Below are 25,183 nucleotides of genomic sequence, written 5' to 3'. Positions count from 1 at the left end.
GGGCGCGGGTCGGGGGCCACCGACGGCCCGGCCGGACCCGTCGTGCCCGGTCCGCCGCGCATCGTCCCGCGTCAGCTCAGCGCGTCCCTGATCTCGTCGAGCTTCGCGATCCCGACGGGGATGCCGTGCTCGTCGACCACCACGAGGACGTCGGTGCGGCCGAACCACGGCACCACCGCCTCGACCAGGCGCTCCCCCGTGGCCGTCGCGGGGATCTGGGCGCCGCGCACCAGCGGCATGGTGACGGACATGAGCCGCGTCTGGGCGCGCGCCTCCTCGGGCACGGCCTCGGTGAGCGCGACCGGGAAGTGGCCGGCCGCCTGGCCGTCCGCGGCGAGCACCACCACCTCGCGGGCCTGCGCGCGGGCGGCGATCTCGCGCGCCTGCGCGACCGTGGCGTCGTAGGGGATGCCCACCGCGGGGGCGGCGAGCGACAGCGCGGTGACGTTCTCGCGCCTGCCCAGCACGGTCGCCGCGCGCAGCTCGGCGCTCGCAGCGGGCCAGATGACGGAGAAGAGGAACATCGCCCAGATCGCGGCGACGAAGTCGACCTGGCCGCCGCGCAGGATCGGCAGCCCCACCGCGACCACGATCACGCCGATCGCGACGATGCGCCCGCCCTGTGCCGCCCACCGGTGGCCCTTCCACCGGTCGCCCGAGACCGCCCACACGATCGCGTTGACCACGCGCCCGCCGTCGAGCGGCGAGCCGGGCAGCGCGTTGAAGCCCGCAAGGATGAGGTTGAGCGCGCCCGCGTACAGCACGATCCGGCCGGCCATGCCGTCGAGCGCGCCGGACGCGGCCAGCGCGAGGGCGCCGATCACGGCGTTGGTGAGCGGGCCCGCGGCGGCGATCACGCCGATCTCGAGCGGGCGCGGGTCCGCGCTGCGGAACTGCGTGTGCCCGCCGAAGAACGTCAGCACGATCTCGTCGACCTCGCGCTTGAAGCCCCGCGCGGCGGCGGTGTGGGCGAGCTCGTGGAGGAACACCGACACGAACAGCAGCAGCGCGACAGCGAGACCGATAGAGAACCCCTGGCGGCTGAAGCCGTCCTCGTCCGCCGCGTAGAACACCGCGAGGATGAGCGCCATCACGATGGTCGACGGCATGAGGACGATGCGCGCGCCCAGGACGCGCCCGAGCGTGATGCCGCGAGGCTTGCGGGCGCGGGTCGGGGGCTGGCTCATGGGGACCACGCTAGTGGGCGCCGCCGACGGCCCCTGCGCGACGCGCGCCGTCCGCGACCGTGCGCGCCTGGGGATCACGGGGAGGCTGTCGGAGGCTGGCTCTAGGGTGGTCGCATGCCTCGACCGCCCGCACTCTCGCCCTCCCGCGCAGGCGACTTCCAGCAGTGCCCGCTGCTGTTCCGCTACCGCACGGTGGACCGCCTGCCCGAGGCGCCGTCGGCGGCAGCGACGCTCGGCACCCTGGTGCACGCGGTGCTCGAGAAGCTCTACGACCTCCCGGCGCGCGAGCGCACCGTGGCCGCGGCCCAGGACCGGCTCGAGCCGCAGTGGCGCGCGATGCTGGCCAAGCAGCCCGAGCTCGCGGAGCTGCATCCGGACCCTGCCGCGGAGCAGGCGTGGCTCGCCGACGGTCGCACCCGCCTCGCCACCTACTTCGAGCTCGAGAACCCGCAGCGCCTCGAGCCGGCCGCGCGGGAGGAGTTCGTGGAGCTGCAGCTCGAGGACGGCCCGCTGCTGCGCGGCATCATCGACCGCATCGACATTGCGCCGGACGGCTCCATCCGGATCGTCGACTACAAGACGGGCAAGACGCCGGACCCGCGCTACGGGGAGAAGAAGGAGCGCTTCCAGATGCGCTTCTACGCGCTGGTGGTCGAGCGCCTGCGCGCGCGCCGCCCCGCGCTGCTGCAGCTGCTGTTCCTCAAGGACGGCGGCCGCCTCGAGATCCGCCCCACGGGGGACGACATCGCCCGGATCGAGCACGAGATCCGCGAGATCTGGGCGGAGATCACCGCCGCCGCGGAGGCCGGACGATTCCGGACGCGCCGCACCGCGCTGTGCGGGTGGTGCAGCTTCCAGGAGCAGTGCCCCGAGTTCGGCGGCACGGAGCTCCCGCTCGATCCGGACGCCGTCGAGCGTGCCCTGGGTGTCCGCCCGGCGACCGCCTAACACCCCACCCGAGCGCGCTATGGGGAAGTGACTGACGGTTTCGGAAGGTTTGCTCCTCCTGCGGGGAACTCAGCGTCGCCTAGACGTCCGCCCCGAGCTGGTCGACAGTCTCCCCTGCCAGGATCCGTCCCAGCGCGGCGACGTCGAGCCCGGCGAGCGACCGCACCCTGCTCAGTCCCGGCCTGGGCTGCATGGGCACCAGCCGCCGCACGCCCACCGTCGCCGCCCCCGACGCCAGCGCGGAGCCCACGCCCGCCGGCGAGTCCTCGATCGCGACGCAGTCCGCGACGTCGACCCCCAGTCGCGCGGCGGCCGTGAGGTACGGCTCGGGATGGGGCTTGCCGTGCGTGACCTCGTCGCCCGTCACCACCACCGCGAACGCATCGGGCGCGCGCGACACGAACGCCTCGGCCAGCATCGCGTAGGACATCGTCACGAGGGCGCACGGGATGCCCGCGGACACCACGGCGTCCAGCAGTGCCCGCGCATCGTCCATCCAGGGTGTGCGCTGGCGCACCTGGGCCGTCACGCGGCCCACCAGGTACGTGATGATCTCGTCCGGCTCGAGCGCGACGCCGCGGTCGATCATGATCTGCGCGCTCACGGACAGCGGGTTGCCCACCAGCTGGAGCCCGTCCTCGTGAGTCCAGCCCACGCCGAACTTCCTCGCGAGCTCGATCTCGGCGCCGATCCAATAGGGCTCCGAATCGATGAGCGTGCCGTCCATGTCCCACAGCACGGCGGCCGGGAGCGTCGCCTTCTCATTCATATGGCGCCAGTCTAGGCTGGCGCAATGACAGCCGAGAGCGACCCCGTAGCCCTGGCAGCCGACCAGTCCGTGATGATCGCAGCGTTCGAGGGATGGAACGACGCCGGCTCGGCCGCGTCCTCCGCGCTCGACCACCTCGCCACGGCGTGGCAGGCGCGCGAGTACGCGGCGCTCGACCCCGAGGAGTACCACGACTTCCAGGTGAGCCGCCCGAGCATCCAGACCCTCGCGGGCGGCGAGCGCGTGGTCTCCTGGCCCGGCACCGTCATCTCGACCGCGAACGGCCCCTGGGTGGGCGACCGCGAGATCGCGCTGGTGCGCGGCATCGAGCCGTCGATGCGGTGGCGCCGCTTCTGCCGCGAGATCCTCGACTACGCGGAGGACCTCGACGTCAAGACGCTCATCACGTGCGGCGCGCTGCTGGTCGACGCCCCGCACACGCGCCCGCTACCCACGTTCGTCACCAGCGAGGACGCGCGCGCCCGCGAGGCGTTCGACCTCGAGCGCTCCGATTACGAGGGCCCCACCGGGGTGCTCGGCGTGCTGGGCCACGAGGCGGCGCTGCGCGGCATCACCGTGATCTCCGTGTGGGTGGGCGTGCCGCACTACATCGCGCACCCGCCGAGCCCCAAGGCGACCGTGTCGATCCTGTCGCAGCTCGAGCGCTTCCTCGGCGAGCCGATCGAGCTCGGCGAGCTGCCCGACGAGGTCGACGCGTGGCAGGCCGGCGCCGACGAGCTCACCGACGAGGACGAGGAGATCGCCGCCCACGTCGAGCAGCTCGAGTCCGTGATGGACGAGACCAGCCTGCCCGAGGCGTCCGGAGACGCGATCGCCGCCGAGTTCGAGAAGTTCCTGCGCCGCCGCGACCTGGGCAACGGGAAGGCGTAGGCGACCGCCGCATCGTCCCTCCAGAAGGGACGATGCGCGGGTCAGGTCGCGCTGATGGCGCCGGCGGTGAGCAGGCCCAGGATCGCGCCGGACGCGGCGATCCGGTAGATGACGAACGGCGTGTAGCTGTGCGTCGAGACGAGCTTGAGGAACCACACGATCACCGCGTAGCCGACGCCGAACGCGACCACGGTCGCGATCGCGGTGTTGAGGAAGCCGGGCGAGCCCTCCGCGCCGAGCGTGTCCCACTCGGTGAACAGCTCGAAGAAGCCGGACCCCATCACCGCCGGGATCGCCAGCAGGAACGAGACGCGGGCCGCGGCCTCGCGCGTCATGCCGAGGAAGAGACCCATGGTGATGGTGCCGCCCGAACGGGAGACGCCGGGGATGAGCGCCATGGCCTGCGCGAAGCCGAGCAGGATCGCGTCCTTGACGGTGATGTCGTCGAGGTTGCGGCGCTTGGCGCCGATCCGGTCCGCGATCCACAGCACGCACGCGAAGCCGGCGAGCACCACCACGGTGATGTAGAGGTTGCGCAGGCTCGTCTCGATGGTGTCCTTGAACAGCACGCCCAGGATCACGATCGGGAACGATCCGAGGATCACCCACCAGCCCATGCGGGCGTCCGCGTTGTGCGCGCCCATGCGCGCCTTCCAGTCGGCGCCGTCGCGGCCGAACAGCGCGCGGAACCACGAGGCGACGATGCGGGTGATGTCCTTCCAGAAGTAGAGGATCACCGCGGCCTCGGTGCCGATCTGGATGATCGCAGTGAAGGCGGCGCCCGGGTCCTCGCCGTGCGGCAGCAGCGCGCCGATGACACGGATGTGCGCGCTCGAGGAGATCGGCAGGAACTCCGTGAGTCCCTGCACCAGCCCGAGGATGACCGCTTCCCACCAACCCATGGCGGCAACCTTAGTGCCCGCGTGTTGCGCGCCGGTGACGCCGCCGACCTTCGGTAGCGTCACCCCCATGCAGCGCGCACGGATCGGCACCACGGGTCTCGAGGTGTCGCGTGTGGCGCTCGGCACCATGACGTGGAGCCGCGACACCGACGCGGAGCAGGCGGGCGGCCAGCTCGACGCGTTCCTCGACGCGGGCGGCACGCTGCTCGACACGGCGGCGTCCTACGCGGACGGCGGCGCGGAGGAGCTGATCGGCCGCATGCTGGGCGGCTCCGTCTCGCGCGCCGACGTGCAGATCTGCACCAAGGCCGGCATCCGGCGCACCGCGCACGGCGGCATGGTCGACGCGTCGCGCGACACCATGCTCGACACGCTGGACGCCTCGCTCGCGCGGCTCGGCACCGACCACGTCGACGTGTGGCTGGTCCACCAGTTCGACGCCGGCACCCCGCTCGACGAGACGCTGCACGCGCTCGAGATTGCGGTGAACTCCGGCCGCGCCCGGTACGTGGGTGTCTCCAACTACCCCGGCTGGGCGACCGCGCGCATCGCGACGCTCGCGGACCGGCGTCCCACGCTCGCGACCACCCAGGTCGAGTACTCGCTGCTCCAGCGCGGTATCGAGCGCGAGGTGGTGCCCGCCGCCCAGGCGATCGGGCTGGGCGTGATGGCGTGGTCGCCGCTGGGACGCGGCGTGCTCACCGGCAAGTACCGTGCCGCGATCCCCGCGGACTCGCGCGCCGCGTCCGAGCACCTGGCCGGGTTCGTCGAGCCGTACCTCGACGACCGTGCCGGATCCATCGTGGAGGCGTTGGCGATCGCGTCCGAGGGCCTCGGCGTGACACCCCAGGAGACCGCGCTCGCGTGGGTGCTGGCGCGACCCTTCGTCGCCTCCGCGGTGGTGGGGGCGCGGACCGCGGAGCAGCTGCTCCCCTCGCTCGCCGCCGCCACCCTCAAACTGCCGCCGGCCATCGTGGACGCCCTCGACGAGGTCTCCGCGATCGACCTGGGATACCCGGAGCGCCGGTGATCACGGCGCGCACGAGCCTCGCAGCCTGGGGTCCGTGCGCGCGCGGCGGTGCCGCCCCCACGGACGGTCAGCGCAGCTGGAAGTCGTCGAGGTCGTCGTCGAGCGCGTCCTCGTCCTCGCCGGCGTGGGGGTCGAGGCCGTCGTCGTCCTCGTCCTCCTCGTCCCCTTCGCCGTCGCCCGCGTCCTCCATCTCGAGGTCGTCGAGCAGCATCGGCAGCGTCTCCCCATACTCGACGTCCAGCACGGCCTCGTACCGGTCGAAGGCGTCGGCCAACGAGTCGTACGCGTCGTCGACGGCCACGTCCGCGTCGCCGCGGCGGGCCAGGATGGCGGCGAGGTGCTCCTCGTATGCGGCGATCAACAGCCTCAGCGCCTCGTGCGCCTGGGAATCCATGGCTATGACGTTACCCGCGGAACAGGTTGAATGGGAGGCGAGATGAACCACGACGCACGCAGGACCGCCCACATCATCACCCCTCGACGCACGTCCGTACCGGCGGACTCGCGCTTCGACTGGAGGGTGGTGGACATCCCCGTGGAGGTGACGCGGGCCGAGGCGCGCGCCCTGCTCACGGAGCAGGCGGAGTACGGCCGGTGGGACCTGATCCGCTCGCAGACCTTCATCGGCGGCGCGCGCCGCGTGTGGCTGCGCCGCCGCATCATGAACGTGCGCCGGACGGACGACGCGGCCTGATCTGGCCGCGCGGGCGCCTCAGCAGTCGGTGAGGAACCGCACCATCACATCGGTGCCGAACTCGAGCGAGTCGATCGGCACGCGCTCGTCGATGCCGTGGAACAGGCCCGGGAAGTCGAGCTCGGGAGGCAGGCGCAGCGGCGCGAAGCCGTAGCCCGCGATGCCCAGCAGGGCGAGGTGCTTGTTGTCCGTGCCGCCCATCATCGTGTACGGCAGCACGATCGCCTCCGGGTCGTCGAACGTCACCGCCTCGATGGCCTTGTGGACCAGCGGCACGTCGAACGGCAGCTCGATCGACGCCTCGGTGATGTACTGCTCGACCTTGACGTGCGTGCCCGCCAGCTCCTCGATCTTCCGCAGCACCTGCTCCTGCTGGCCGTGGAGGAACCGCGAGTCCACGTAGCCGCCGGCGGTGTCAGGGATGACGTTGACCTTGTAGCCGGCGTCCATCATGGTCGGGTTCGAGGTGTTCCTGAGCGAGGCCTCGACCATCCGGCCCACCGCGCCGAGTCCCGCGATCAGGCGGTCCACGGTCGCCGGGTCCTCGGCGTACTCGACCCCCAGCAGCGACGCGGTGCCGCGCAGCAGGTGCTCGGACGTGGGCGAGATCTCCATGGGCCACTCGTAGGCGCCGATCCGCGCCATCGCGCCGCCCAGGTGCGCCACCGCGTTGTCGTGGTGCACCAGCGAGCCGTGGCCCTGCACGCCGGAGGCCGCGAGTCGCAGCCACTGCATGCCCTTCTCCCCCGTCTGGAACAGGTACACCCGCTTGCCCGCGACCTGGATGGAGAAGCCGCCCACCTCGGACACGGCCTCGGTGGCGCCGCGGAAGTCGTCGGGGTGGTTCTCGACCATCCACTTGGCGCCGCGGTGGCCGCCGTGCTCCTCGTCCGCGAAGAACGCGATGACGATGTCGCGCGCCGGCTTCACGCCAGCCGCGATCATGCGGCCGATCGCCGCGAGGTACATCGCGTCGACGCCCTTCATGTCGACCGCGCCGCGGCCCCAGATCATGCCGTCCTTGACCTCGGCGCCGAACGGGTCGACCGTCCAGTCCTCGGGGAAGGCGGGCACCACGTCGAGGTGGCCGTGCAGCACCAGCGGCGGGCGGGTGCGGTCGGCGCCCTCCCAGAGGGCGGTGAGCGACGCGCGACCCGGCGCGGCCTCGCGGATGACGGGCTCGAGCCCCAGGTCCGACAGGTACGCCGCGACGTACTCGGCCGCCGCACGCTCCCCCGGCCCGTCGGCGTCGCCGTAGTTGGAGGTGTCGATGCGCATGAGGTCGCGCGCGAGGCGGACCACGTCGGACTCGGTCATGCGGCCAGGCTAGCGGCCCGCCGGACCCGGCCCCCGCATCGTCCCGGCTAGATGACCCGCCAGCCGTTCACGATCACGATGCCGAGCACCACCAGCCCCGCCGCCGCCAGCACGTAGATGAGGCGCCGGAAGCCCGCTTTCCACGCGGCGATCACCATGCACGCCACCGCGCCGGGGATGAGCGCGAGCCCGTATCTCCCGGTGACGTTGGGGAAGTACTGCGGGACGGTGGTGTTGAGGTACGCCTGGATCTGCACCACGGTCGGGTAGAGGACGGTGCCGGCGAGCACCATCCAGCCGAGCGCGCGGCGCGCCGGCTCCTTCGCGCACGCGACGATCACCGCGAAGATCGCGCCGATCACCAGGAAGTTGAGCAGCCGCGTCCACGAGATCATGATCGCGACGTCGAGCGGCTCCTGCAGGTAGTAGTCGGACGCGAGGTTGAGGCCGCTGAACGCGGTCTCGAGCCACTCGGACCCGGGCAGCCCGAGCACGTCGCGGGTGTTGAGCCCGACCAGCGGGTTCTGCCAGTTCGGGTCGCCCCTGGTCCCCTGCCACGCCTGCCACAGCGCGTACGGCACCAGGATCGCGCCGGCCATGGCGCCCACGATCGCGACGTCGTGGCCACGGGGGCGCGAGCGGCGCCAGTCGCGCAGCATGCGGAACGTCAGGAGCGCGCCGAGCGCGATGAACGGGATCGCGGCGATGGTCTTGGTCATGCCGGCGACGCCGGCGAGGAGGGCGGCGAGGCGCCAGTCGAGGTCGTCGTCGACGAAGATGCGGGCGGCCAGCCAGACGGCCGATGCGCCGATCACCACGGTCGCGGCGTCGGGGTTGACGGTGGTCACCGCGTGCAGGACCCGGGGGAAGGCGGGCAGGAGCAGCGGCGCGATGATCGCGGCGGCGGGGTCGATGCGCCAGCGGCGCAGCGCGACGAACATGACGAACATGCCCAGCCCGAGCCACAGCACGCCGAGGAGGCGCGCGGCGGTGACGAAGTCGACCGCGGGGATGAGCGCCTCGACCGCGCGCGCGGGCAGGCCCACCGCGAGGTAGTACAGCGGCGGGTGGGAGAAGTTGTACTGCTGGCCCTCGTACGGGAACTCCCAGGCGTCGGCGTCCGCGCCGCACTCGGGCAGCTCGTATCGTTCCTGGCCCACGCACGCCCAGATGTCGCGGATCTCGGGCGCGATGATCGATCCGGCGTACGGGATCTCGAGGTGCGCGGCGCGCCACGCGTAGTCGGCGTGGGTGGGTTCGTCGATTCGCGACATCGCGGTGCCGGGACCGAGGACCACGGGGATGACGATCGCGGCGGCGACCGCCAGGTAGAGCGCCAGCACGCCCAGGCGCGAGCGGCGCGAGTCCCGGAAGCCGGCGGCCCACTCCTCGGCGAGGCCCAGCCACTCGGAGGGCAACGGTGCCCGCCGCGTCGTCGTGCCTGCCACCCGCGCTCCCTGCCCCCGAGGCGCCCACGGCGGGCGCGTTGGTCGCATCGTATCGGCGGTTCTGTCCCGTTCGCGTACGCCGCACGGGCGGGGTTCGAGAGGACGTCCGCCCGGGGAAAGCAGAAGGCCCCGACCTCATGGTCGGGGCCTTCCGGCTGGTGTCCGAGGGGGGACTTGAACCCCCACGCCCTATACGGGCACTAGCACCTCAAGCTAGCGCGTCTGCCATTTCCGCCACCCGGACAGGTGGCCCGAGATGCTCTTCCGAGCGCCTCAGCGCGAGAAGAACTGTAGCACGGTCTGGAGACGTCGATTCGCCATCGAGGAGCGGATCACCGCAAAACTTAGTGATCCAGCGTCATGTGAAGATGCTGACGCCTCCCGGGCCCACCAGCAGTCCGACGATGATGAGCACGATGCCCCAGAGGATCTGCTTCTGGATGAGCCGGACGATGCCGAAGACGACGAGGATCACGGCGAGAATCCACAGGATGAATTCCATTTCGATGCTGCCTTTCTTCTTCAATGTGCATGCGTACCCGGGTTGCGCCTGTGACAACCTCGCGTGATGCCGCTGGTATTCCCGCCGCCGTGAACTTCCGGTCGACCGCACGGAGTCGACACGGCCCGCGCGGGCGGGGTCGCGGACGGGTCGCGGCGCCGTGGAGGGCCGCTAGGTGTCGCGCCTGCGGACAGCCAACGAACGCGCGAGCGCCTGCGGGATCTCGGCCACCGTCTCGACGCGCCGCTCGAGCTCCTCGATCCGTTCTCGAGGGGCGTGCGAGTCGATCGTGAGGGTGTACTCGACGGGACCGAACGCGACTTCCGCCATGTCGAACTCGCCGCGCACCTCGACCCGCACCCCGGCGATCGGGATTCCCAGTTCGGCGGCCTCGCGGTAGGTGTCGTTGAGGACGCAGCCCGCGATCGCGAGGTGGGTGAGGTGCATGCCGGTGAAGCGCGCCTCGACGGTGGTGCGCCCGTCGCCCCAGGCGGTGCCGTCCTCGAGTGCGAGCGTGCCGGCTCCCGCCCTCGCGGTCACGTCGGTCATCCCGCACCTCCGTCTTCAGCATCCTCCGGGCGGGCGCGGAACGCATCACCGGAAGTCGCGGCTGCGCGACGGCACCTTGAGGGACATGGGCGAGAGGTGCTCGGCGACCAGGTTGGTGGCGCCGTCCGCGCGCTCGATCCGGCCGCGGATGATGAGCGCGGGCGAGCGCCTGGCGACCGCCTGGAACCTCTTCCACACGCCCACGGAGCAGATGACGTTGAGGAAGCCCGTCTCGTCCTCGAGGGAGATGAACGTGACGCCGCGGGCGGTGCCCGGCCGCTGCCGATGGGTCACCACGCCGGCCACCGTGACGCGCCGCTCGGCCTCGTGCGCGAGCACCTCCGCGACGCGCAGCACCCCGTTGCGGTCGAGCCCCTCGCGCACGAACGCCGTCGGGTAGCCCTCGACCGACACTCCGGACGCCCACACGTCGGCGACGGCCTCCTCGACCACGCTCATGCCGGGCAGCATGGGCGCCTTCGCGCCGGGCACGGTCCCCGGCAGCGTGTCGGGCCCCTCGCGCGCCAGCACGCCGGAGGCCCACAGCGCCTCGCGCCGCGTCACCCCGAAGCTCTCGAGCGCGCCCGCGGTGGCGAGCGCCTCCCACTGGGCCGTGGTGAGCCCCTTCTCGGGCGCGAGCCCCGACTGCCCCGACACCCCCTTGGGGCGGATGCGGACGCGGCGCGCCATGTCGTGGAGCGACTCGAACGGGCGCTCGGCGCGCGCGGCCACGATGGCGGCTGCGGCCTCGTCCCCGAGGCCCCGCACCGCCGCGAGGCCCATGCGGACGGCGAGCCGCGGGTCCACCCGCACCAGCCCGGCCATCTCCTCGCGCCGCTCCTCGGGCGGCGCGAACGGCTCCGCGAGCTCCTCGACGCGGGCGAGCACCTCGGAGCGCACCACGCAGGGGCGCAGGATCACCTGCCCATGGCGCCGCGCATCCGCGGCGAGCGACTGCGGCGAGTAGAAGCCCATGGGCTGCGCGGCGAGCAGCCCGGCGTAGAAGGCGGCGGGCCGGTGCACCTTGAGCCAGCTCGACGCGTAGACCAGGTAGGCGAACGAGTACGAGTGCGACTCGGGGAAGCCGAAGTCGGAGAACGCCTTGAGCTTGTCGAAGATCTGGTGGGCGACGTCCGCGGGGATGCCGCGCTCGTTCGCGCCCACCATGAACCGGGCGCGCAGCGCCTCCATGCGCTCGGGGCTGCGCTTTGAGCCCATGGCGCGGCGCAGCTGGTCCGCGAGGGCGCCGTCGAAGCCGGCCGCGTCCATCGCCATCTGCATGAGCTGCTCCTGGAACAGCGGCACGCCCAGCGTCTTGCCCAGCGACCTCTCGAGCAGCGGGTGGAGGAACGTCACGGGCTCCCGGCCTCGCGCCCGGTTGATGTACGGGTGGACGGAGCCGCCCTGGATGGGGCCGGGACGGATGAGAGCGACCTCGATGACGATGTCGTAGAAGCGGCGCGGCCTCAGCCGCGGCAGGGTCGCCATCTGGGCGCGCGACTCCACCTGGAACACGCCGACGGTGTCGGCGGCGCACAGCAGGTCGTAGACCGCCGGGTCCTCCTGCGGCAGCGAGTGCAGCCCCAGGTCCTCGCCGCGCACCTCCTGCATGTACCGGAACGCGTACTTGAGGGCGGACAGCATGCCCAGGCCCAGGAGGTCGAACTTCACCAGTCCCGCGTCCGCGCAGTCGTCCTTGTCCCACTGGAGCACGGTGCGTCCAGGCATCCGCGCCCACTCGACGGGGCACACGTCGATGACGGGCCGGTCGCACAGCACCATGCCTCCGGGGTGGATGCCCAGGTGGCGGGGCAGGCGCATGAACCGGTCGGCGAGGTCGAGCACGTTCTCGGGGATGTGCTCGAGGTCCTGGCTGGGCGGCGGCTCGGGCCACATCACGTCGCGCTGCTGCGCGGCCCACGCCTCCTGCTTCTCGGGCGGGACCCGCAGCGCGCTCCACCGGTCGATCGACTTGGACCACGCGTCCTGCTGACCCACGTCGAAGCCGAGCGCCCGCGCGGCGTCGCGCACCGCCGAGCGGGGGCGGTACTGGATGACGTTCGCGACCATCGCGGCGTTGATGCGTCCGTGCCGTGAGAACACGTACTGGATGACCTCCTCGCGGCGGTCGGACTCGATGTCGACGTCGATGTCCGGCGGGCCGTCGCGCTCGGGCGCGAGGAATCGCTCGAACAGCAGCCCGTGCGTGACGGCGTCGACCGCGGTGACGCCCAGCGCGAAGCACACCGCGCTGTTGGCCGCGGAGCCGCGCCCCTGGCACAGGATGTCCGCGCGACGGCAGAACGCCACGATGTCCTGGACGATGAGGAAGTAGCCGGGGAAGTCGAGCGCCTCGATGACCGCGAGCTCGTGCTCGATCTGCGCCCACGCGCCCTTGACCCGTTCCGCGTCGGGCGGCCCGTAGCGTTCGCGCGCGCCGCGGTACGTGAGCTCGCGCAGCCAGGTGGCCTCGGTGTGACCCGGCGGCACCGGGTACGGCGGGAGGTTCGGGGCGACCAGGTCGAGGTCGAACGCGCACTCCGCGGCCAGGCGTGCCGCCGTGATGACGGCCTGCGGGTGGCGGCGGTGTCGGAACGCCATCTCCCCCGCGCTGCGCAGGTGCTGGCCGGGCGAGCCGGGCAGCCAGCCGTCCATGTCGTCGAGCGAGGAGCGGGCGCGGACCGCGGCGAGGGCGCCGGCGAGGTCCGCGTCGCGCGGGGTGGCGTAGTGGGCGTTGGTGGTGGCGATCAGCGGGAGCGAGGCGTCGAACGCCAGGTCCGCGAGCGCCGCGTTGATCTCCGAGTCGAAGGGCAATCCCGTGTCCGTGATCTCCACCGCGACGCCCTCGCGTCCGAACAGCGCGACCAGCCGGTCGAGCTCGGCCCTCGCGGCGGCGTGGCCGTCGCGGGAGATCCCTCCCGCGAGCGCCGCGCCGGCCGGTCCGACGAGCGCGGACCGCACCGCCCCCTTGCGGCAGCCGGTGAGGACCAGCAGGTCCCCGCCGCCGGCGTCCGCGAGGGTCTCGAGCGTGTAGCGGGCCAGGCCCTTCTCCCCCGTGGCGAGGTGCGCCATGCCGATGGCGTGGCTGAGCCGCGAGTAGCCGGAGGCGCCGCGCGCGAGCACCACCAGGTGGGAGGCGCGCGGGTCCGGCACCCCGGTGGGCGGGTCGAGCACGGGGCGCCCGCCCGGACCGTCCGCGGCGAGGCTGAGCTCCGCGCCGAACACGGTGGGCAGCCCGATCTCCCTGGCGGCGCCCGCGAAGCGCACCGCGCCGTAGAGGCCGTCGTGGTCGGTGATCGCGAGCGCGCTGAGGCCCAGGCGGCCCGCCTCCGCGGCCATCTCCTCGGGCTGGCTCGCGCCGTCGAGGAAGCTGAAGGCGCTGTGGGCGTGGAGCTCCGCGTACTCGGGGATCTCAGTCATAGACGGCCTCCAGCCGCCACTCGCCGCCGCCGTAGGCGAGCAGCACCGCGGTGACGGTCCCCTCGCCGTCGCGCAGCGCGACCTGGAGGTACGCGCGCCGGGATGCGTCCTCCGACCACCATCGCTCCGACACGGGCCACGGGCCGGCCCAGGACTCCACAGGGCGGGGCCGGTCCCACACCGGCCCGTCGACGCGGCCCACGTGGCCCGAGGAGGGGTGGCGGTTCGCGGCGCGGGCGCGGTCGTCGGACGGGTCCGCCTCGAGCCGTACCCACGTGGGGGGTGCGCTGACCGCGAGCCGCTGGCTCACGGCCACGGGGGCGCCGCCCGCGTCGAGCACCAGCGCGGGCCGCGCGACGGGCGGCACGGTCGCGGGCGGCGGGTCGGGGATGCGTCCCGGCCACGGGTGGGCGATCGCACGGGCGGGCGGCGCCTCCTGGCCCCAGGGCGCGAGGTGCGCCCTGTCGCGGGGAGAGCGTCCGCCCTGCTCGGCGACCGCGAGCACGCCCTCGAGGCCCAGCAGCCCCTGGACGCGCTCGAGGGCGCGATGCGCGCGCGAGTCCGCGCCCGACACCCCGCCCCACAGGTAGGCCTGCTCGGAGCCGCGCGGGACCACGTCCTCGGCCACCAGGCCGAGCGACACCAGCGGCGAGGGCTCGGGGCCCTTGTCGCCCGTGGTGGAGCCCGCGGTGCCCGACAGCCATCCCTCGAGCTGCCAGCGCACGCGGTCCGTCATGTGCCGTGCGAACGCGCCGGCGCGGGTGCCCACGTCCGTGCGCCACACGCGCTCGAGGTCCTGACCCTTCTCCGTGCGGGCGGTGATGCGCACCCGCCCGCAGCGCATGCCGGCGTCGAGCAGCGCGCGGTCGAGCGCGATCGCGGCCTCCTTGGCGACGTGCACCAGCTGCTCGACGCGCTCCGCCGGGTCCTCGAACACGTGCTCGACCGCGATGTCCTCCTCGGTGCGGCGCAGCACCGGCGGGGCGAGGTCCTCCCCCGACGCGAGCCGGTGCGCCCACACCCCCACGGGGCCGAACCGGGCGAGGATGTCCGCGAACGGCAGCGCCGCCAGGTCCCCCAGCGTGACGATCCCCAGGCGCGCGAGCACGCTCGCGAGCCGCTCGACCTCCTGCCGCTGGACGCGCTCCATGGCCGCGAGCGCGAGCGAGTCGATGGACGCGGGCGCGAGGTACTCCCGGGAGGCCCCCGCGGGGACCAGCTCCGCGGACCGCGCCGCGAGCACCGCGGCGAGCAGCCCGTCCGCGGCGCCGACGGCGCACTCCACCCCGGCATGCTCCGCGACCGCGGTGACGAGCGCCTCCGCGAGCGCCTCCTCCGAGCCGTGGAAGCGGGCGGCGCCGTCCGCGGGGATGATCATGAGCCCCGGCCGGGAGATCTCGACCCCGGAGACGGCCTGCTCTGCGGCCGCCGCGACGGACTCGAACAGGCGCGAGTCGCGCCCCTCGTCGTGGGGAAGGATCGCGAGGTCGGGGCAGGCGCGCTGCGCGAGCCGCCTGGTGCTGCCGCGCGTGACCCCGGCGGCGCGCGCCGCGGCGGAGACCGCGACCAGCCCGCGCCCGTGCAGGACGGCCGCGGGCACGTCCGCGCCCAGCCCCGCCTCCGTCATCGCGGCGACCACGGGCCAGTCCGGCACCCACAGGACGGCGCGGCGCACCACGGTGACGACGCTCATGCCGCACCCCCGAGGGCGCGCACGTGCCCGGGCACGGCGGGGACGCCCCCGCCGCGGCGCACCGGGACGCCGAGGCCGTCGAGCGGCACGGTGACGAGCCGCGCGATGCCGCCGCGCCGCTCCTCGACCCGGACGGTGAGCTCGCGCCCCCGCAGCCGGCCGTCCCCCGCGCCGAGGCCCTCCCAGCGCGACCCGACGGCGGCGAGCGTGACATGGGCCCCGGTCCAGGCCCCGTCCGCGACGATCACCGCGCCGCGCTCCCGCGCGCGGGAGGCGAGGCGCCGCCTGTCCGCCTCGGACAACGCGAGGCGCGGCCCCAGCAGGATCACGTCCATGCCGTCCACGCACGCGCCCGCCGCCGCGGCCGCCTGCGCGCCCGGGTACGGCACCAGCGCGAGCCGCGCGAGCTCGAGCCCGCGCCTGGCCGCCGCCACCACCCCGAGCGAGGGCATCCCCACGGCCGCGGTCCACGACCCCGCCTCCGACGCGGCGGCCGCGAGCGCGAGCATGAGCGACGTGGACCCGGCCACCGCGATCACCTGGCCGCGCCTCAGCCCCTGCGGCAGCAGCCCGTCCAGGACCGGCGCCAGCGGCAGGGTGGGCGCGTCCCACGTCTCGCGCGTGGTGCCGACCCGCCGCTGCACGCCCGCGAGCGCCTCGCGTGCCCGGGCGAGCCTCGACTCGGCCGTCTCCGCCATGCTTGCCCACCCCCGCATCGTCCATCGATTCGAACACCTGTTCGAACGCATGTTCGATTATGACCCCACCCTCCGACACTCGGCAAGGCGGGCCGGGGAAGGCCCTACGATGGCTGACCATGTCAGGAATGCAAGCGCTTGCACCCGCCCACCACGACGGCTCCGCGCTCTACGCGCCCGCCGGCGCCGTGAGCCTGGGCGACACCGTCACGCTGCGGGTCCGCACCGCCGCGGCGGCCGCGCCGGACCGCGTCTGGCTGCGCACCGTGAGGGACGGCGAGCCCGCATTCGTGGAGGCCGTCGCGGACGGCGAGCGCGACGGCGAGCGCTGGTTCGCCGCGGAGCTCGTGCTGCACAACCCGCTCACCGGATACCGCTTCCTCCTGGAGACCGGCGGCGGGACCGCGTGGCTCAACGGCGCGGGCCTCAGCCGCCGCGACGTCACCGACCACCACGACTTCCGCCTCCACACGCGCGACCTCGCGCCCGCCTGGATGGACGATGCGGTGGTCTACCAGGTGTTCCCCGACCGGTTCGCGCCGGGTCCCGAATCCCCCGCGCCGGACGGCCTGCCCGCCTGGGCGATCCGCAAGGAGTGGCACGACGAGCCCGCCGCGCACGGCCGCGCCGCGGTCACCGAGGTGTTCGGCGGCACGCTCGCGGGGGTCGAGGCGCACCTCGACCACCTGGTCGGCCTGGGCGTGACCACCCTGTACCTCACGCCGATCTTCCCCGGCCGCTCCAACCACCGCTACGACGCGTCGACGTTCGACCGCGTGGACCCGCTGCTCGGCGGCGACGCGGCGCTCGCCTCCCTCACCCGCGCGGCGCACGCGCGCGGTCTGCGCGTCATGGGCGACCTCACCACGAACCACACGGGCGAGGGCCACGAGTGGTTCGAGGCGTCGCGCGACCCCGCCTCGCCCGAGGCGTCCTTCTACCTGTGGGACGACGCCCGCGAGGACTGGGTCGGCTGGTGCGGCCACCGCAGCCTGCCCAAGCTCGACTGGCGCTCGCCCGAGCTTCGCGCACGCATGGTCACCGACCCCGGCTCGCCGGTGCGGCGCTGGCTCGCGGAGCCGTACGCGCTCGACGGCTGGCGCATCGACGTCGCCAACATGACCGGCCGCCACCGCGACGTGGACCTCAACGCGGACGTCGCCTCCCTGGTGCGCGCGACCGTCGCCGCCGACCGCCCCGACGCCGCCGTGGTCGCCGAGCACTTCCACGACGCCACGGAGGACCTCCGCCGCGGCGCGTGGGACGCGGGCATGAACTACGCGGGATTCCTGCGTCCGGCCTGGCAGTGGCTCGCCTCGCCGCGCGCGGACGTCCGCTACCTCGAGACCCCGGTCCCCGTCCCGTCCCGCACCGGCGGCGAGGTCGCCGCGACCATGCGCGACGTCCTCGCGACCGTCCCATGGCGTGTCGCGACGCGCCAGTGGAACCTCCTCTCGACGCACGACACGGCCCGCATCCGCACCGTGACCGGCTCCCCGGAGCGCCACCGCGTCGCGGCCGCGCTGCTCTACACCTACGTCGGCGCGCCGTTCGTGTTCGCCGGCGACGAGGGCGGCCTCGAGGGCCTCAACGGCGAGCACTCCCGCACCCCCATGCCGTGGACCGACGTCGACGGCGGCGGTCCGCGCTGGGACGCCGCGACGCACGCGACGTACCGGGAGCTGGGGGCGCTGCGGCGGGACGCGTGCGCGCTCCGGCACGGCGGCCTCCGGTGGGTCGCCGCGGTGGACGATGCGCTGGTCTACCTGCGCGAATGCCCGCACCAGACGCTGCTGGTCGCCCTGGCACGGGACGCGGTCGCGCTCGAGGTCGACCTGGGAGGCGTGACGGGGCTCGCGCGCCTGCACGGGGCCATGGGCGCGCAGACGGACGCGGAGGGCGCGATCACGCTGACCGCCGACGGCCCCGCCGCGGGGGTCTGGCGGCTCGGCTGAGAGCGGCGGCGCGGCTCAGCGCGCCCGCAGCTCCCACATCGCCACCGCGGAGGCGGCGGCCACGTTGAGCGAGTCGACGCCGCCGTGCATGGGGATCACCACGGCCTCGTCGACATGCGCGAGCGCCTGGCGGGTGAGCCCGTCGCCCTCGGTGCCCATCACCAGGGCGACCCGTTCCCCCGCCCGCGCCGCGAAGCGGTCCAGGGCCACCGCATCGTCCGTCAGCGCGAGCCCGCCCACGGTGAAGCCGAGCGCGCGCAGTTCGTCGAGCGCGCCGGGCCAGGAGGTCGCGCGCGTCCAGGGCACCTGGAACACGGTGCCCATGGAGACCTTCACCGACCGGCGGTAGAGCGGGTCCGCGCACGTGGGCGACACCACCACCGCGTCCGCGCCGATCCCCGCGGCCGAACGGAAGATCGCCCCCACGTTGGTGTGGTCGACGATCCCCTCGAGCACCACGATCCTGCGCGCGTCGCGCGCGAGATCCGCGAGCGCGGGCAGCTCGGGCCGCTCCATGGACGCGAGCGCGCCGCGATGCACCTGGTAGCCGGTGACGTCCTCGAGGAGCGCGGTGGGTGCGAGGTACACCGGCACCTGGTCCGCGACCAGCGGCGCCACCGACTCGAGCCACCGCTCGCTCACCAGCACCGACCGCGCGGCATGCCCGGCGCGCAGCGCCCGCTCGATCACCTTCGCGCCCTCCGCCATGTACAGGCCGCGCTCGGGCTCGAGCACGCGCCGCAGCGCCACGTCCGTGAGGCCGCGGTAGTCGGCGAGGCGGGCGTCGGAGGGGTCGTCGATCGCGATGACGGGCATGGCGCCATCATCCCAGCCCGCGACCTCCCGGCGGGGCGCACGCATGCCCCCGGGCGTAACCTGGAAGGGACGACGACGATGTCGCCGCCGCCGGAGGGAGGCGGTCATGCACAGCGTGGACATCAGCCTCGACAGGTGGGTCGAGCAGGGGCTCATCACCCCCGAGCAGGCGGCCGAGGTGCGCCGCTACGAGGCCGCGCACGCCGCCCACGCGCCCGCCGCGCCCCGCCTCGACGTCGCGCCGCGCGCGCTCGCGGTGGTCGGCGAGATCGTGGGCTACCTGGGCGCGGTCCTCGCGGTGTCGGGCGCGGCGTTCGTGGTGGGCCGCACGTGGCAGGACCTGGGCGACGGCGCGCGCCTCGCGCTGGTGGTCGCCCTGACCGCGGTGGTCGCCACCGGCGGGATCCTCGCGGCGCGCGCCCCGCAGCCGCCCGCGCAGCGCCTGGCCTCGGTGCTGCTGCTCGCGACGGTGGCGCTGTCCGGATGGCTGGCCTGGGTGGTCGCGCACGACCTGGTGGGCCTCACGGGGGACGATGCGCTGGCCAGGTGGGTCACGGGGACGCTGGCGGCCGTGGCGGCGACGGTCTACGCGTTCCGGCGGCGCGCGCTCGCGCAGCTCGCGCTGCTGGCCTCGCTCGCGGCCGCGCTCACGGCGGCGGTGTCCCCGTGGGACGACTCGGTGGACTCCACCTGGATGGGCGTCGCGTGGGCCACGCTCGGTGTCGCGTGGGCCGCGCTCGGGGCGTTCCGGCTGCTGGCCCCGCCCCCGGTGGCGCTCGCCGCCGGCGGGCTGCTCGCGGTGCTGGGGATGCAGACCGCGGCGGCGGGCGACGGGCGCGTCGCGATCCTCGGGGTCGCGGTCGCGCTGGCCATCGCGATGATCGCGCTCGCGGTCGGCGCGGCGCGGCTGATGCCGCTGATCGTGCCCGGAGGGATCGGGCTGCTCGTGGCGGTGCCGCGGCTCATCAGCGAGGTGGTGGGCGACGCGGTCGCCACATGGGTGGCCGTGATGGCGACCGGGCTGGTGCTGGTCGCGCTTGCGGTGTGGCTGGTGCGGGAACGCCGTCCCGAGGCCGGCACCGAGTCCCCGCCCGGCCCGTAACGAAGGAGGCGTCGCGCCCGGGTGCCCCGTCACGCCCCGGACGCGACAGCGGGCCCCGAGGGATCGCTCCCCCGGGGCCCGCCGCATCGTCCCGCTACTGGCCCTTCTCGGCGTCCGGGTCGAACGGCTTGCCCGAGCCCGAGCCGGCCTCGGTGGCCTCCGCGGAGAAGCCCTCGGCCTGGCGGCGCGCCTCCTCGAGCGCGGCGCGCGGGTCCGCGAGCGCGGACGTGATGCGCGAGCCGGCACGCCTGGCGCGCTCGGGGTCCCGCTCGAGCGGCTCGGGCGACTCGTCGAGGCCGAAGCCCGCGGAGACCGCCTTGAGCGCGCCGGTGAACTCGGTGGGCACGAACCACATCTGGTTGTTGGTGCCCTTCGCGATCTCAGGGAGCATCTGCAGGTACTGGTAGGACAGCAGCTTGGAATCCGCGTCGCCCTCGTGGATCGCGTCGAACACCTGGAGGATCGCGCGCGCCTCACCCTCGGCCTCGAGGATGCGGGACTGCGCGTTGCCCTCCGCCCGCAGGATCGCGGACTGCTTCTCGCCCTCCGCGGTGAGGATCGCGGACTGCTTGAAGCCCTCCGCGGTGAGGATCGCGGCACGACGGTCGCGCTCGGCACGCATCTGCTTCTCCATCGAGTCCTTGATGGACACGGGCGGCTCGATAGCCTTGAGCTCGACACGGTTGACGCGGATGCCCCACTTGCCGGTCGCGTCGTCGAGCACGCCACGCAGCTGACCGTTGATCTGGTCACGGCTGGTGAGCGTCTGCTCGAGGTCCATGGTGCCGACGATGTTGCGCAGCGTGGTGGTGGTGAGCTGCTCCACACCCGTGATGTAGTTGGCGATCTCGTACACCGCGGACTTGGGGTCCGTCACCTGGAAGTAGATGACCGAGTCGATGTCGACCACGAGGTTGTCCGACGTGATGACGGACTGCGGCGGGAAGGAGTAGACCATCTCGCGCAGGTCCACCTTGGCGCGCACCTTGTCGATGAACGGGACCAGCAGGTGCAGGCCCGCGTCCATGGTGGTGTGGTAGCGGCCCAGGCGCTCCACCAGGTACGCCTGGGTCTGCTGCACCACGATGACCGCTCGCGCGATCGCGGTGATGACGAAGATCGCGAGGACCGCGATCGCGACCCACAGGATGATCGTTCCGACGTCGTCCATCTCAGCTCTCCTTCTGGGGCGCGACCACGGCGGTCGCGCCATCGATCCTCAGCACGGTCACCTCGGTGCCCTCGGGGATGGCCTGCGCATCGTCCTCGGTGCGTGCCGACCACACCTCCCCGTTGAGCTTGACCCGCCCGCGCGTCTCGGTGACCTCGTCGATCGCGCGTGCGCCGCGGCCCACCAGGGCCGCCGTGTTGGTCTGGGGCTCTCCGCCTCCCCTGGCGCGCAGCGAGCGCAGCAGGAACGGCCTCAGCAGGCCGATCAGCGCCGCCGCCACGACGAGCGCGATGATCATCGCGAGCCACCACGGGGCCCCCAGCAGGGCGGCGAAGCCTCCGGCCAGCGCACCGACCGCAAGCATCGCGAACAGCAGGTCGAGCGTGAAGATCTCGATGGCCCCGAGAATCATCGCCGCAATGAACCACCACAGGAACTGTTCCACAGCATCCTCCTTCTCTCCGCGACGCTAGCAGGGACGACGAAGGGCGCGCATCGTCCGTGGGGACGATGCGCGCCCTGGGTCGACGCGGGAGGCGGGCCTAGGCGGGGGTCGCCTCGGTCGCCGCCTCGGCCTCGAGCGCCTTGCGCGCCGCGACGTCCGCGCGGTGGCCCTTCCAGGCCCGCGCGATGGCCCACGCCCACACCGCGACGATGGTCGCGTAGACGGCCCAGGCGAAGGGCGCGACGGCCGCGAGGGCGTCGGTGTGGAGCAGGGTGCGCGCGTTGGTCAGCAGGATCATGCCGCCGACCGCGGCGCCCAGCATGCGCGGCGGGACCAGGCGGACCAGCCAGGCAGCGAGCGGCGCGGCGAGCAGGCCGCCCGCGAGGAGCGCGAGCACCCAGCCGAAGTCGATGCCCGAGGTGCCGAGCCCGAAGATGAAGCCGACGGAGGCCGCTGCGGCGACCAGGAACTCCGAGGTGTCGATCGAGCCGATCACCTTGCGCGGCTCCATGCGGCCGGAGGCGAGGAGGGTCGGGGTGCCGATGGGCCCCCAGCCGCCGCCGCCGGTCGCGTCCACGAAGCCGGCGACCAGGCCCAGCGGGGCGAGGAAGCGCGAACGCAGCGGGCGCTTGGCCTTGTCCGCGCTCACCTTGGTGCCGGTGAAGCGGGTGAGGACGTAGATGCCCAGGCCGAACAGCAGCATGGCCATGATCGGACCGGCCGCCTCGGTGGACAGGTTCGAGAGGAACGTCGCGCCGGCGAACGCGCCGATCGCGCCGGGGACGCCCACGCGCCACACCACGCGCCAGTCGACGTTGCCGAAGCGGGCGTGCGCAGCGCCGGACGCGAGCGTGGTGCCCACCTCCGCGAGGTGGACGGTTGCCGACGCGATCGCCGGGCTCAGGCCCACGGCCAGCATGAGGGTCGACGAGGTGACGCCGTACGCCATGCCGAGGCTGCCGTCGACGAGCTGCGCGCCGAAGCCGACGATCGCCAGCAGGACAAGAGAACGCATGAGATGCCTCCTCCCGAGCCGGGCGCGGGCGCACCCATGGGTCGAGATGAGATAAACCATACCCACCTAGTAGGTAGGAATCAATTCCTACTCGCCAAGTAGGTTTGTTTGGGCGTCCTCCCAGGCAGCTTGGTCCTCGACAAGTGATCGGATCTCGGCGGGCAGCTCCCCCGTCGCGAGATCCGCGACCGTCACGCGCTCCAGCACCGCGCGGACGCTCGCGCGCACCGCGACCCAGATGGTGAGCAGCTCGGAGGCGGCGCCGTCGTACTCGAGGCCCGACGGCCGCTCCCCGCGCACGTAGATCAGCGGACCGTCGACGGAACGGACCACGTCAGCGAGCGTGATGTCGGCCGCGTCGCGCGTGAGGCGGTAGCCGCCGCCGATGCCGCGCTGGCCCACCACCAGGCCGTCGTCCCGCAGCTCCGTGAGGATGCCCTCGAGGAACTTTCGCGGGATGCCCTGGTTGGCGGCAATCTCGCCGGTGGTGCGGGGCGCGTCGGCGCGCGCGAGCTCGGCCACCGCCCTCAGGGCGTAGTCGGCGCGGGCCGAGACCTTCATCGCGGCTACACGCGGCGGGCGGAGTACCGCCCGCCCGCGGCGGTGAGCTGCACCGGCATGCCGTATGTCTCCGAGAGCGCCTCGGACGTGAGGGTCTCCGCGAGGGGGCCGGCCGCGACCACGCCGCCGTCGCGCAGCAGCAGGACGTGCGTGAAGCCCACCGGGATCTCCTCGACGTGGTGGGTCACCATGACGATCGCCGGCGAGCGGTGGTCGCCCGCCAGCTCGCGCAGCGCCTCGAGGAGCTCCTCACGGCCGCCCAGGTCCAGTCCCGCGGCGGGCTCGTCGAGCAGCAGCAGCTCCGGGTCGGGCATGAGCGCGCGCGCCACCTGGACGCGCTTGCGCTCGCCCTCGGACAGCGTGCCGAACTCGCGCTGCGCGAAGTCGGCCATGCCGAACGCCCACAGCAGCGCGTCGGCGCGGTCCTCGTCAAAGCTTTCGTACTGCTCCTGCCAGCGGCCGGTCACGCCGTGCGCGGCGGTCATCACCACGTTGCGCACCGTCTCGTGCGAGGGGATGCGGTCCGCGAGCGCGGCGCTCGACAGGCCCACGCGCACCCGCAGCTCGCGGGTGTCGGTCTCGCCCAGACGCTCGTCGAGGATGGTCGCGGTGCCCTCCGTGGGGAACATGCGCGCGGAGGCGATCGACAGCAGCGTGGTCTTGCCCGCACCGTTGGGACCCAGGATCACCCAGCGGTCCGTGTCGGAGACGCTCCAGGACACGTCCCGGAGGATCTCGTTGTCACCGCGGCGGACGCGCACGCCCTCGAACCCGAGCACCTCAGTCATGGCAGGTGAGCCTATCCAAGAATCGAGCGGTAGACGCCCAGGGTCCTCTCCCCGATCGCCTCCCACGAGAAGCTCTCCGCGGCGCGCCGGCGGCCGGCCTCTCCCATGACCTTCGCGCGCTCGACGTCCGCCACCATCGCGGTGAGCGCGTCGGCGAGGTCGCGCGCGAAGCCCTCCGGGTCGAGCGGCGTGCCGGTGCCGTCCTGCACCTGCTCGATCGGCACCAGCGTGCCGGTCTCGCCGGGCACCACCACCTCGGGGATGCCGCCGGTCGCGGTGGCCACCACGGGCAGCCCGACCGCCATGGCCTCGAGGTTGACGATGCCGAGGGGCTCGTACACGGACGGGCACACGAACGCGGTGCAGGCGTCGAGCACCGCGACCAGGTCGGGACGCGGCAGCATCCGCTCGATCCAGATCACGCCGTCGCGGGTCTCCTGCAGCTTCGCGACCGCGCCGGACACCTCCCTGGCGATCTCCTTGGTGTCCGGCGCGCCCGCGCACAGCACCACCTGGATGTCCTTCGGGAGCAGCTCGACGGCCTTGAGGAAGTACGGCAGGCCCTTCTGGCGGGTGATGCGGCCCACGAACACGATCGCCGGGCGGGTCGGGTCGATGCCGTGCTCGGCCACCACCGCATCGGCGTGCGCGCGCGCCGCGTCCGTCGTAGGCGGCGCCCAGCCCGCGACGTCGATGCCGTTGTGCACCACGTGGACCTTCCCGGGGTCGACGTCCGGGTAGCAACGGAGCACGTCCTTGCGCATGCCGTCGGACACGGCGATGATCCCGTCCGCGGCCTCGTAGGCGGTCTGCTCGATCCAGCTCGAGACGCGGTAGCCGCCGCCCAGCTGCTCGGCCTTCCACGGGCGCAGCGGCTCGAGCGAGTGGGCGGAGAGCACGTGCGGGATCCCGTGCAGACGTGCGGCCAGGTGGCCCGCCATGTTGGCGTACCAGGTGTGGGAGTGGACCAGGTCGGCTCCGCCGCAGTCCTTCGCCATCGGCAGGTTGTGCGCGAGGACGTCGAGCGACGCGTCGCCCACGCCGCCGCCGAGCGCCTCGTAGCCCGTGACGCCCGGCTCGTCGCGCGGGCCCTCGAACGCGCGGACGCGCACGTCGAGGTGGGCGCGCAGCACCGCCGCGAGCTCGGTGACGTGGACCCCGGCGCCTCCGTAGACGTGGGGCGGGTACTCACGGGTGAGGATGTCGACGCGCATGACCCCACGCTAGCGGCTCGCCCACGCCAGAGCCTGCGTGTGTCCCGCTTCGCCCCCTATGCTGGCGG

General features: G+C 73.4%; 23 protein-coding genes, 1 tRNA gene and 1 pseudogene. 6 read left to right on the top strand and 19 right to left on the bottom strand.

Annotated elements, in window-relative coordinates; translation table 11 throughout:
- Positions 1-71: 71 nt before the first annotated feature.
- Positions 72-1,187 carry a M50 family metallopeptidase gene (locus tag AOM05_RS10865; protein ID WP_062522150.1) on the bottom strand — a complete coding sequence of 372 codons (1,116 nt, stop codon included), beginning with the start codon at positions 1,185-1,187 and terminating at the stop codon, positions 72-74.
- Between the two features lie 114 nt (positions 1,188-1,301).
- Between AOM05_RS10865 and AOM05_RS10860 the strand changes: the two genes are divergently transcribed.
- Positions 1,302-2,135: a RecB family exonuclease gene (locus tag AOM05_RS10860; protein WP_062522149.1), complete on the top strand. Its 834-nt coding sequence runs from the start codon at positions 1,302-1,304 to the stop codon at positions 2,133-2,135.
- A 79-nt stretch (positions 2,136-2,214) separates the two neighbouring features.
- Here AOM05_RS10860 and AOM05_RS10855 read toward each other — a convergent pair whose 3' ends face one another.
- Complete coding sequence (locus tag AOM05_RS10855; protein WP_062522147.1) at positions 2,215-2,904, bottom strand: HAD family hydrolase; 690 nt, start codon at positions 2,902-2,904, stop codon at positions 2,215-2,217.
- 24 nt (positions 2,905-2,928) lie between these two features.
- On the opposite strand from AOM05_RS10855, the gene AOM05_RS10850 reads away from it, so the two are divergent.
- Complete coding sequence (locus AOM05_RS10850; protein WP_062522145.1) at positions 2,929-3,795, top strand: PAC2 family protein; 867 nt, start codon at positions 2,929-2,931, stop codon at positions 3,793-3,795.
- A 41-nt stretch (positions 3,796-3,836) separates the two neighbouring features.
- Here AOM05_RS10850 and AOM05_RS10845 read toward each other — a convergent pair whose 3' ends face one another.
- Complete coding sequence (locus AOM05_RS10845; protein ID WP_062522143.1) at positions 3,837-4,697, bottom strand: undecaprenyl-diphosphate phosphatase; 861 nt, start codon at positions 4,695-4,697, stop codon at positions 3,837-3,839.
- Positions 4,698-4,764: 67 nt separating this feature from the next.
- On the opposite strand from AOM05_RS10845, the gene AOM05_RS10840 reads away from it, so the two are divergent.
- Positions 4,765-5,727, top strand: coding sequence for an aldo/keto reductase (locus tag AOM05_RS10840; RefSeq protein ID WP_062522141.1), 963 nt, complete (start codon positions 4,765-4,767; stop codon positions 5,725-5,727).
- Between the two features lie 67 nt (positions 5,728-5,794).
- Here the strand turns inward: AOM05_RS10840 and AOM05_RS10835 are convergent, their stop codons facing one another.
- Positions 5,795-6,121 carry a hypothetical protein gene (locus AOM05_RS10835; protein WP_062522139.1) on the bottom strand — a complete coding sequence of 109 codons (327 nt, stop codon included), beginning with the start codon at positions 6,119-6,121 and terminating at the stop codon, positions 5,795-5,797.
- 42 nt (positions 6,122-6,163) lie between these two features.
- Between AOM05_RS10835 and AOM05_RS10830 the strand changes: the two genes are divergently transcribed.
- The gene (locus AOM05_RS10830) at positions 6,164-6,421 is read left to right on the top strand and encodes a DUF5703 family protein (protein WP_228373276.1); all 258 of its coding nucleotides are present in this window, start codon (positions 6,164-6,166) and stop codon (positions 6,419-6,421) included.
- Between the two features lie 18 nt (positions 6,422-6,439).
- Here the strand turns inward: AOM05_RS10830 and AOM05_RS10825 are convergent, their stop codons facing one another.
- The 8 genes from AOM05_RS10825 to imuA' all read right to left on the bottom strand — a co-directional run bounded on the left by AOM05_RS10825 (position 6,440) and on the right by imuA' (position 16,048).
- Positions 6,440-7,738, bottom strand: a complete 1,299-nt coding sequence (locus AOM05_RS10825) for a M20/M25/M40 family metallo-hydrolase (protein ID WP_062522137.1) — start codon at positions 7,736-7,738, stop codon at positions 6,440-6,442.
- A 47-nt stretch (positions 7,739-7,785) separates the two neighbouring features.
- Entirely contained in the window at positions 7,786-9,186 is a 1,401-nt protein-coding gene (locus tag AOM05_RS10820) for an ArnT family glycosyltransferase (RefSeq protein ID WP_156165158.1), read from the bottom strand.
- 156 nt (positions 9,187-9,342) lie between these two features.
- A tRNA-Leu gene (locus AOM05_RS10815) sits at positions 9,343-9,430 on the bottom strand.
- Positions 9,431-9,544: 114 nt separating this feature from the next.
- Positions 9,545-9,688: a GPGG-motif small membrane protein gene (locus AOM05_RS14435; protein ID WP_169746750.1), complete on the bottom strand. Its 144-nt coding sequence runs from the start codon at positions 9,686-9,688 to the stop codon at positions 9,545-9,547.
- 171 nt (positions 9,689-9,859) lie between these two features.
- Positions 9,860-10,237 carry an OsmC family protein gene (locus tag AOM05_RS10810; RefSeq protein ID WP_062522135.1) on the bottom strand — a complete coding sequence of 126 codons (378 nt, stop codon included), beginning with the start codon at positions 10,235-10,237 and terminating at the stop codon, positions 9,860-9,862.
- 45 nt (positions 10,238-10,282) lie between these two features.
- Complete coding sequence (locus AOM05_RS10805) at positions 10,283-13,657, bottom strand: error-prone DNA polymerase (RefSeq protein ID WP_062522132.1); 3,375 nt, start codon at positions 13,655-13,657, stop codon at positions 10,283-10,285.
- Positions 13,650-15,350: a DNA polymerase Y family protein gene (locus AOM05_RS10800; protein WP_082097467.1), complete on the bottom strand. Its 1,701-nt coding sequence runs from the start codon at positions 15,348-15,350 to the stop codon at positions 13,650-13,652. Before AOM05_RS10800 ends, AOM05_RS10805 begins: the two co-directional genes overlap by 8 nt.
- Positions 15,347-16,048 carry a DnaE2-dependent mutagenesis accessory factor ImuA' gene (gene imuA', locus AOM05_RS10795; protein ID WP_062522130.1) on the bottom strand — a complete coding sequence of 234 codons (702 nt, stop codon included), beginning with the start codon at positions 16,046-16,048 and terminating at the stop codon, positions 15,347-15,349. Before imuA' ends, AOM05_RS10800 begins: the two co-directional genes overlap by 4 nt.
- Before the next feature lie 119 nt (positions 16,049-16,167).
- Between imuA' and AOM05_RS10790 the strand changes: the two genes are divergently transcribed.
- Positions 16,168-18,003: a glycoside hydrolase family 13 protein gene (locus AOM05_RS10790; protein WP_062522128.1), complete on the top strand. Its 1,836-nt coding sequence runs from the start codon at positions 16,168-16,170 to the stop codon at positions 18,001-18,003.
- A gap of 15 nt (positions 18,004-18,018) precedes the next feature.
- On the opposite strand, the gene AOM05_RS10785 is transcribed toward AOM05_RS10790, so the two are convergent.
- Positions 18,019-18,819 carry a TrmH family RNA methyltransferase gene (locus tag AOM05_RS10785; protein WP_062522126.1) on the bottom strand — a complete coding sequence of 267 codons (801 nt, stop codon included), beginning with the start codon at positions 18,817-18,819 and terminating at the stop codon, positions 18,019-18,021.
- A gap of 106 nt (positions 18,820-18,925) precedes the next feature.
- Between AOM05_RS10785 and AOM05_RS10780 the strand changes: the two genes are divergently transcribed.
- Positions 18,926-19,921 (top strand): DUF2157 domain-containing protein, encoded by a 996-nt coding sequence (locus tag AOM05_RS10780; protein ID WP_062522124.1) that lies wholly within the window; start codon positions 18,926-18,928, stop codon positions 19,919-19,921.
- A 97-nt stretch (positions 19,922-20,018) separates the two neighbouring features.
- On the opposite strand, the pseudogene AOM05_RS10775 reads toward AOM05_RS10780, so the two are convergent.
- From AOM05_RS10775 to glgA, 6 genes and pseudogenes are all read right to left on the bottom strand, one after another.
- Positions 20,019-21,092, bottom strand: a pseudogene (locus AOM05_RS10775) (SPFH domain-containing protein); the annotation flags it as partial.
- 1 nt (position 21,093) lies between these two features.
- Positions 21,094-21,537, bottom strand: a complete 444-nt coding sequence (locus AOM05_RS10770; protein WP_228373275.1) for an NfeD family protein — start codon at positions 21,535-21,537, stop codon at positions 21,094-21,096.
- 97 nt (positions 21,538-21,634) lie between these two features.
- On the bottom strand, positions 21,635-22,552 hold the full coding sequence (locus tag AOM05_RS10765) for a sulfite exporter TauE/SafE family protein (RefSeq protein ID WP_062522119.1): 918 nt from the start codon (positions 22,550-22,552) through the stop codon (positions 21,635-21,637).
- 87 nt (positions 22,553-22,639) lie between these two features.
- On the bottom strand, positions 22,640-23,113 hold the full coding sequence (locus AOM05_RS10760) for an RrF2 family transcriptional regulator (protein WP_062522117.1): 474 nt from the start codon (positions 23,111-23,113) through the stop codon (positions 22,640-22,642).
- A 5-nt stretch (positions 23,114-23,118) separates the two neighbouring features.
- The gene (locus AOM05_RS10755) at positions 23,119-23,901 is read right to left on the bottom strand and encodes an ABC transporter ATP-binding protein (RefSeq protein WP_062522115.1); all 783 of its coding nucleotides are present in this window, start codon (positions 23,899-23,901) and stop codon (positions 23,119-23,121) included.
- Between the two features lie 11 nt (positions 23,902-23,912).
- The gene (gene glgA, locus AOM05_RS10750) at positions 23,913-25,115 is read right to left on the bottom strand and encodes a glycogen synthase (protein WP_062522113.1); all 1,203 of its coding nucleotides are present in this window, start codon (positions 25,113-25,115) and stop codon (positions 23,913-23,915) included.
- Positions 25,116-25,183: the final 68 nt, after the last annotated feature.

This window comes from Demequina silvatica (assembly GCF_000971215.1).
GTDB classification, from domain to species: Bacteria; Actinomycetota; Actinomycetes; order Actinomycetales; family Demequinaceae; genus Demequina; species Demequina silvatica.
Note: the sequence above shows the minus strand (reverse complement) of the source record. Positions and strands in the feature narration are given on the sequence as shown.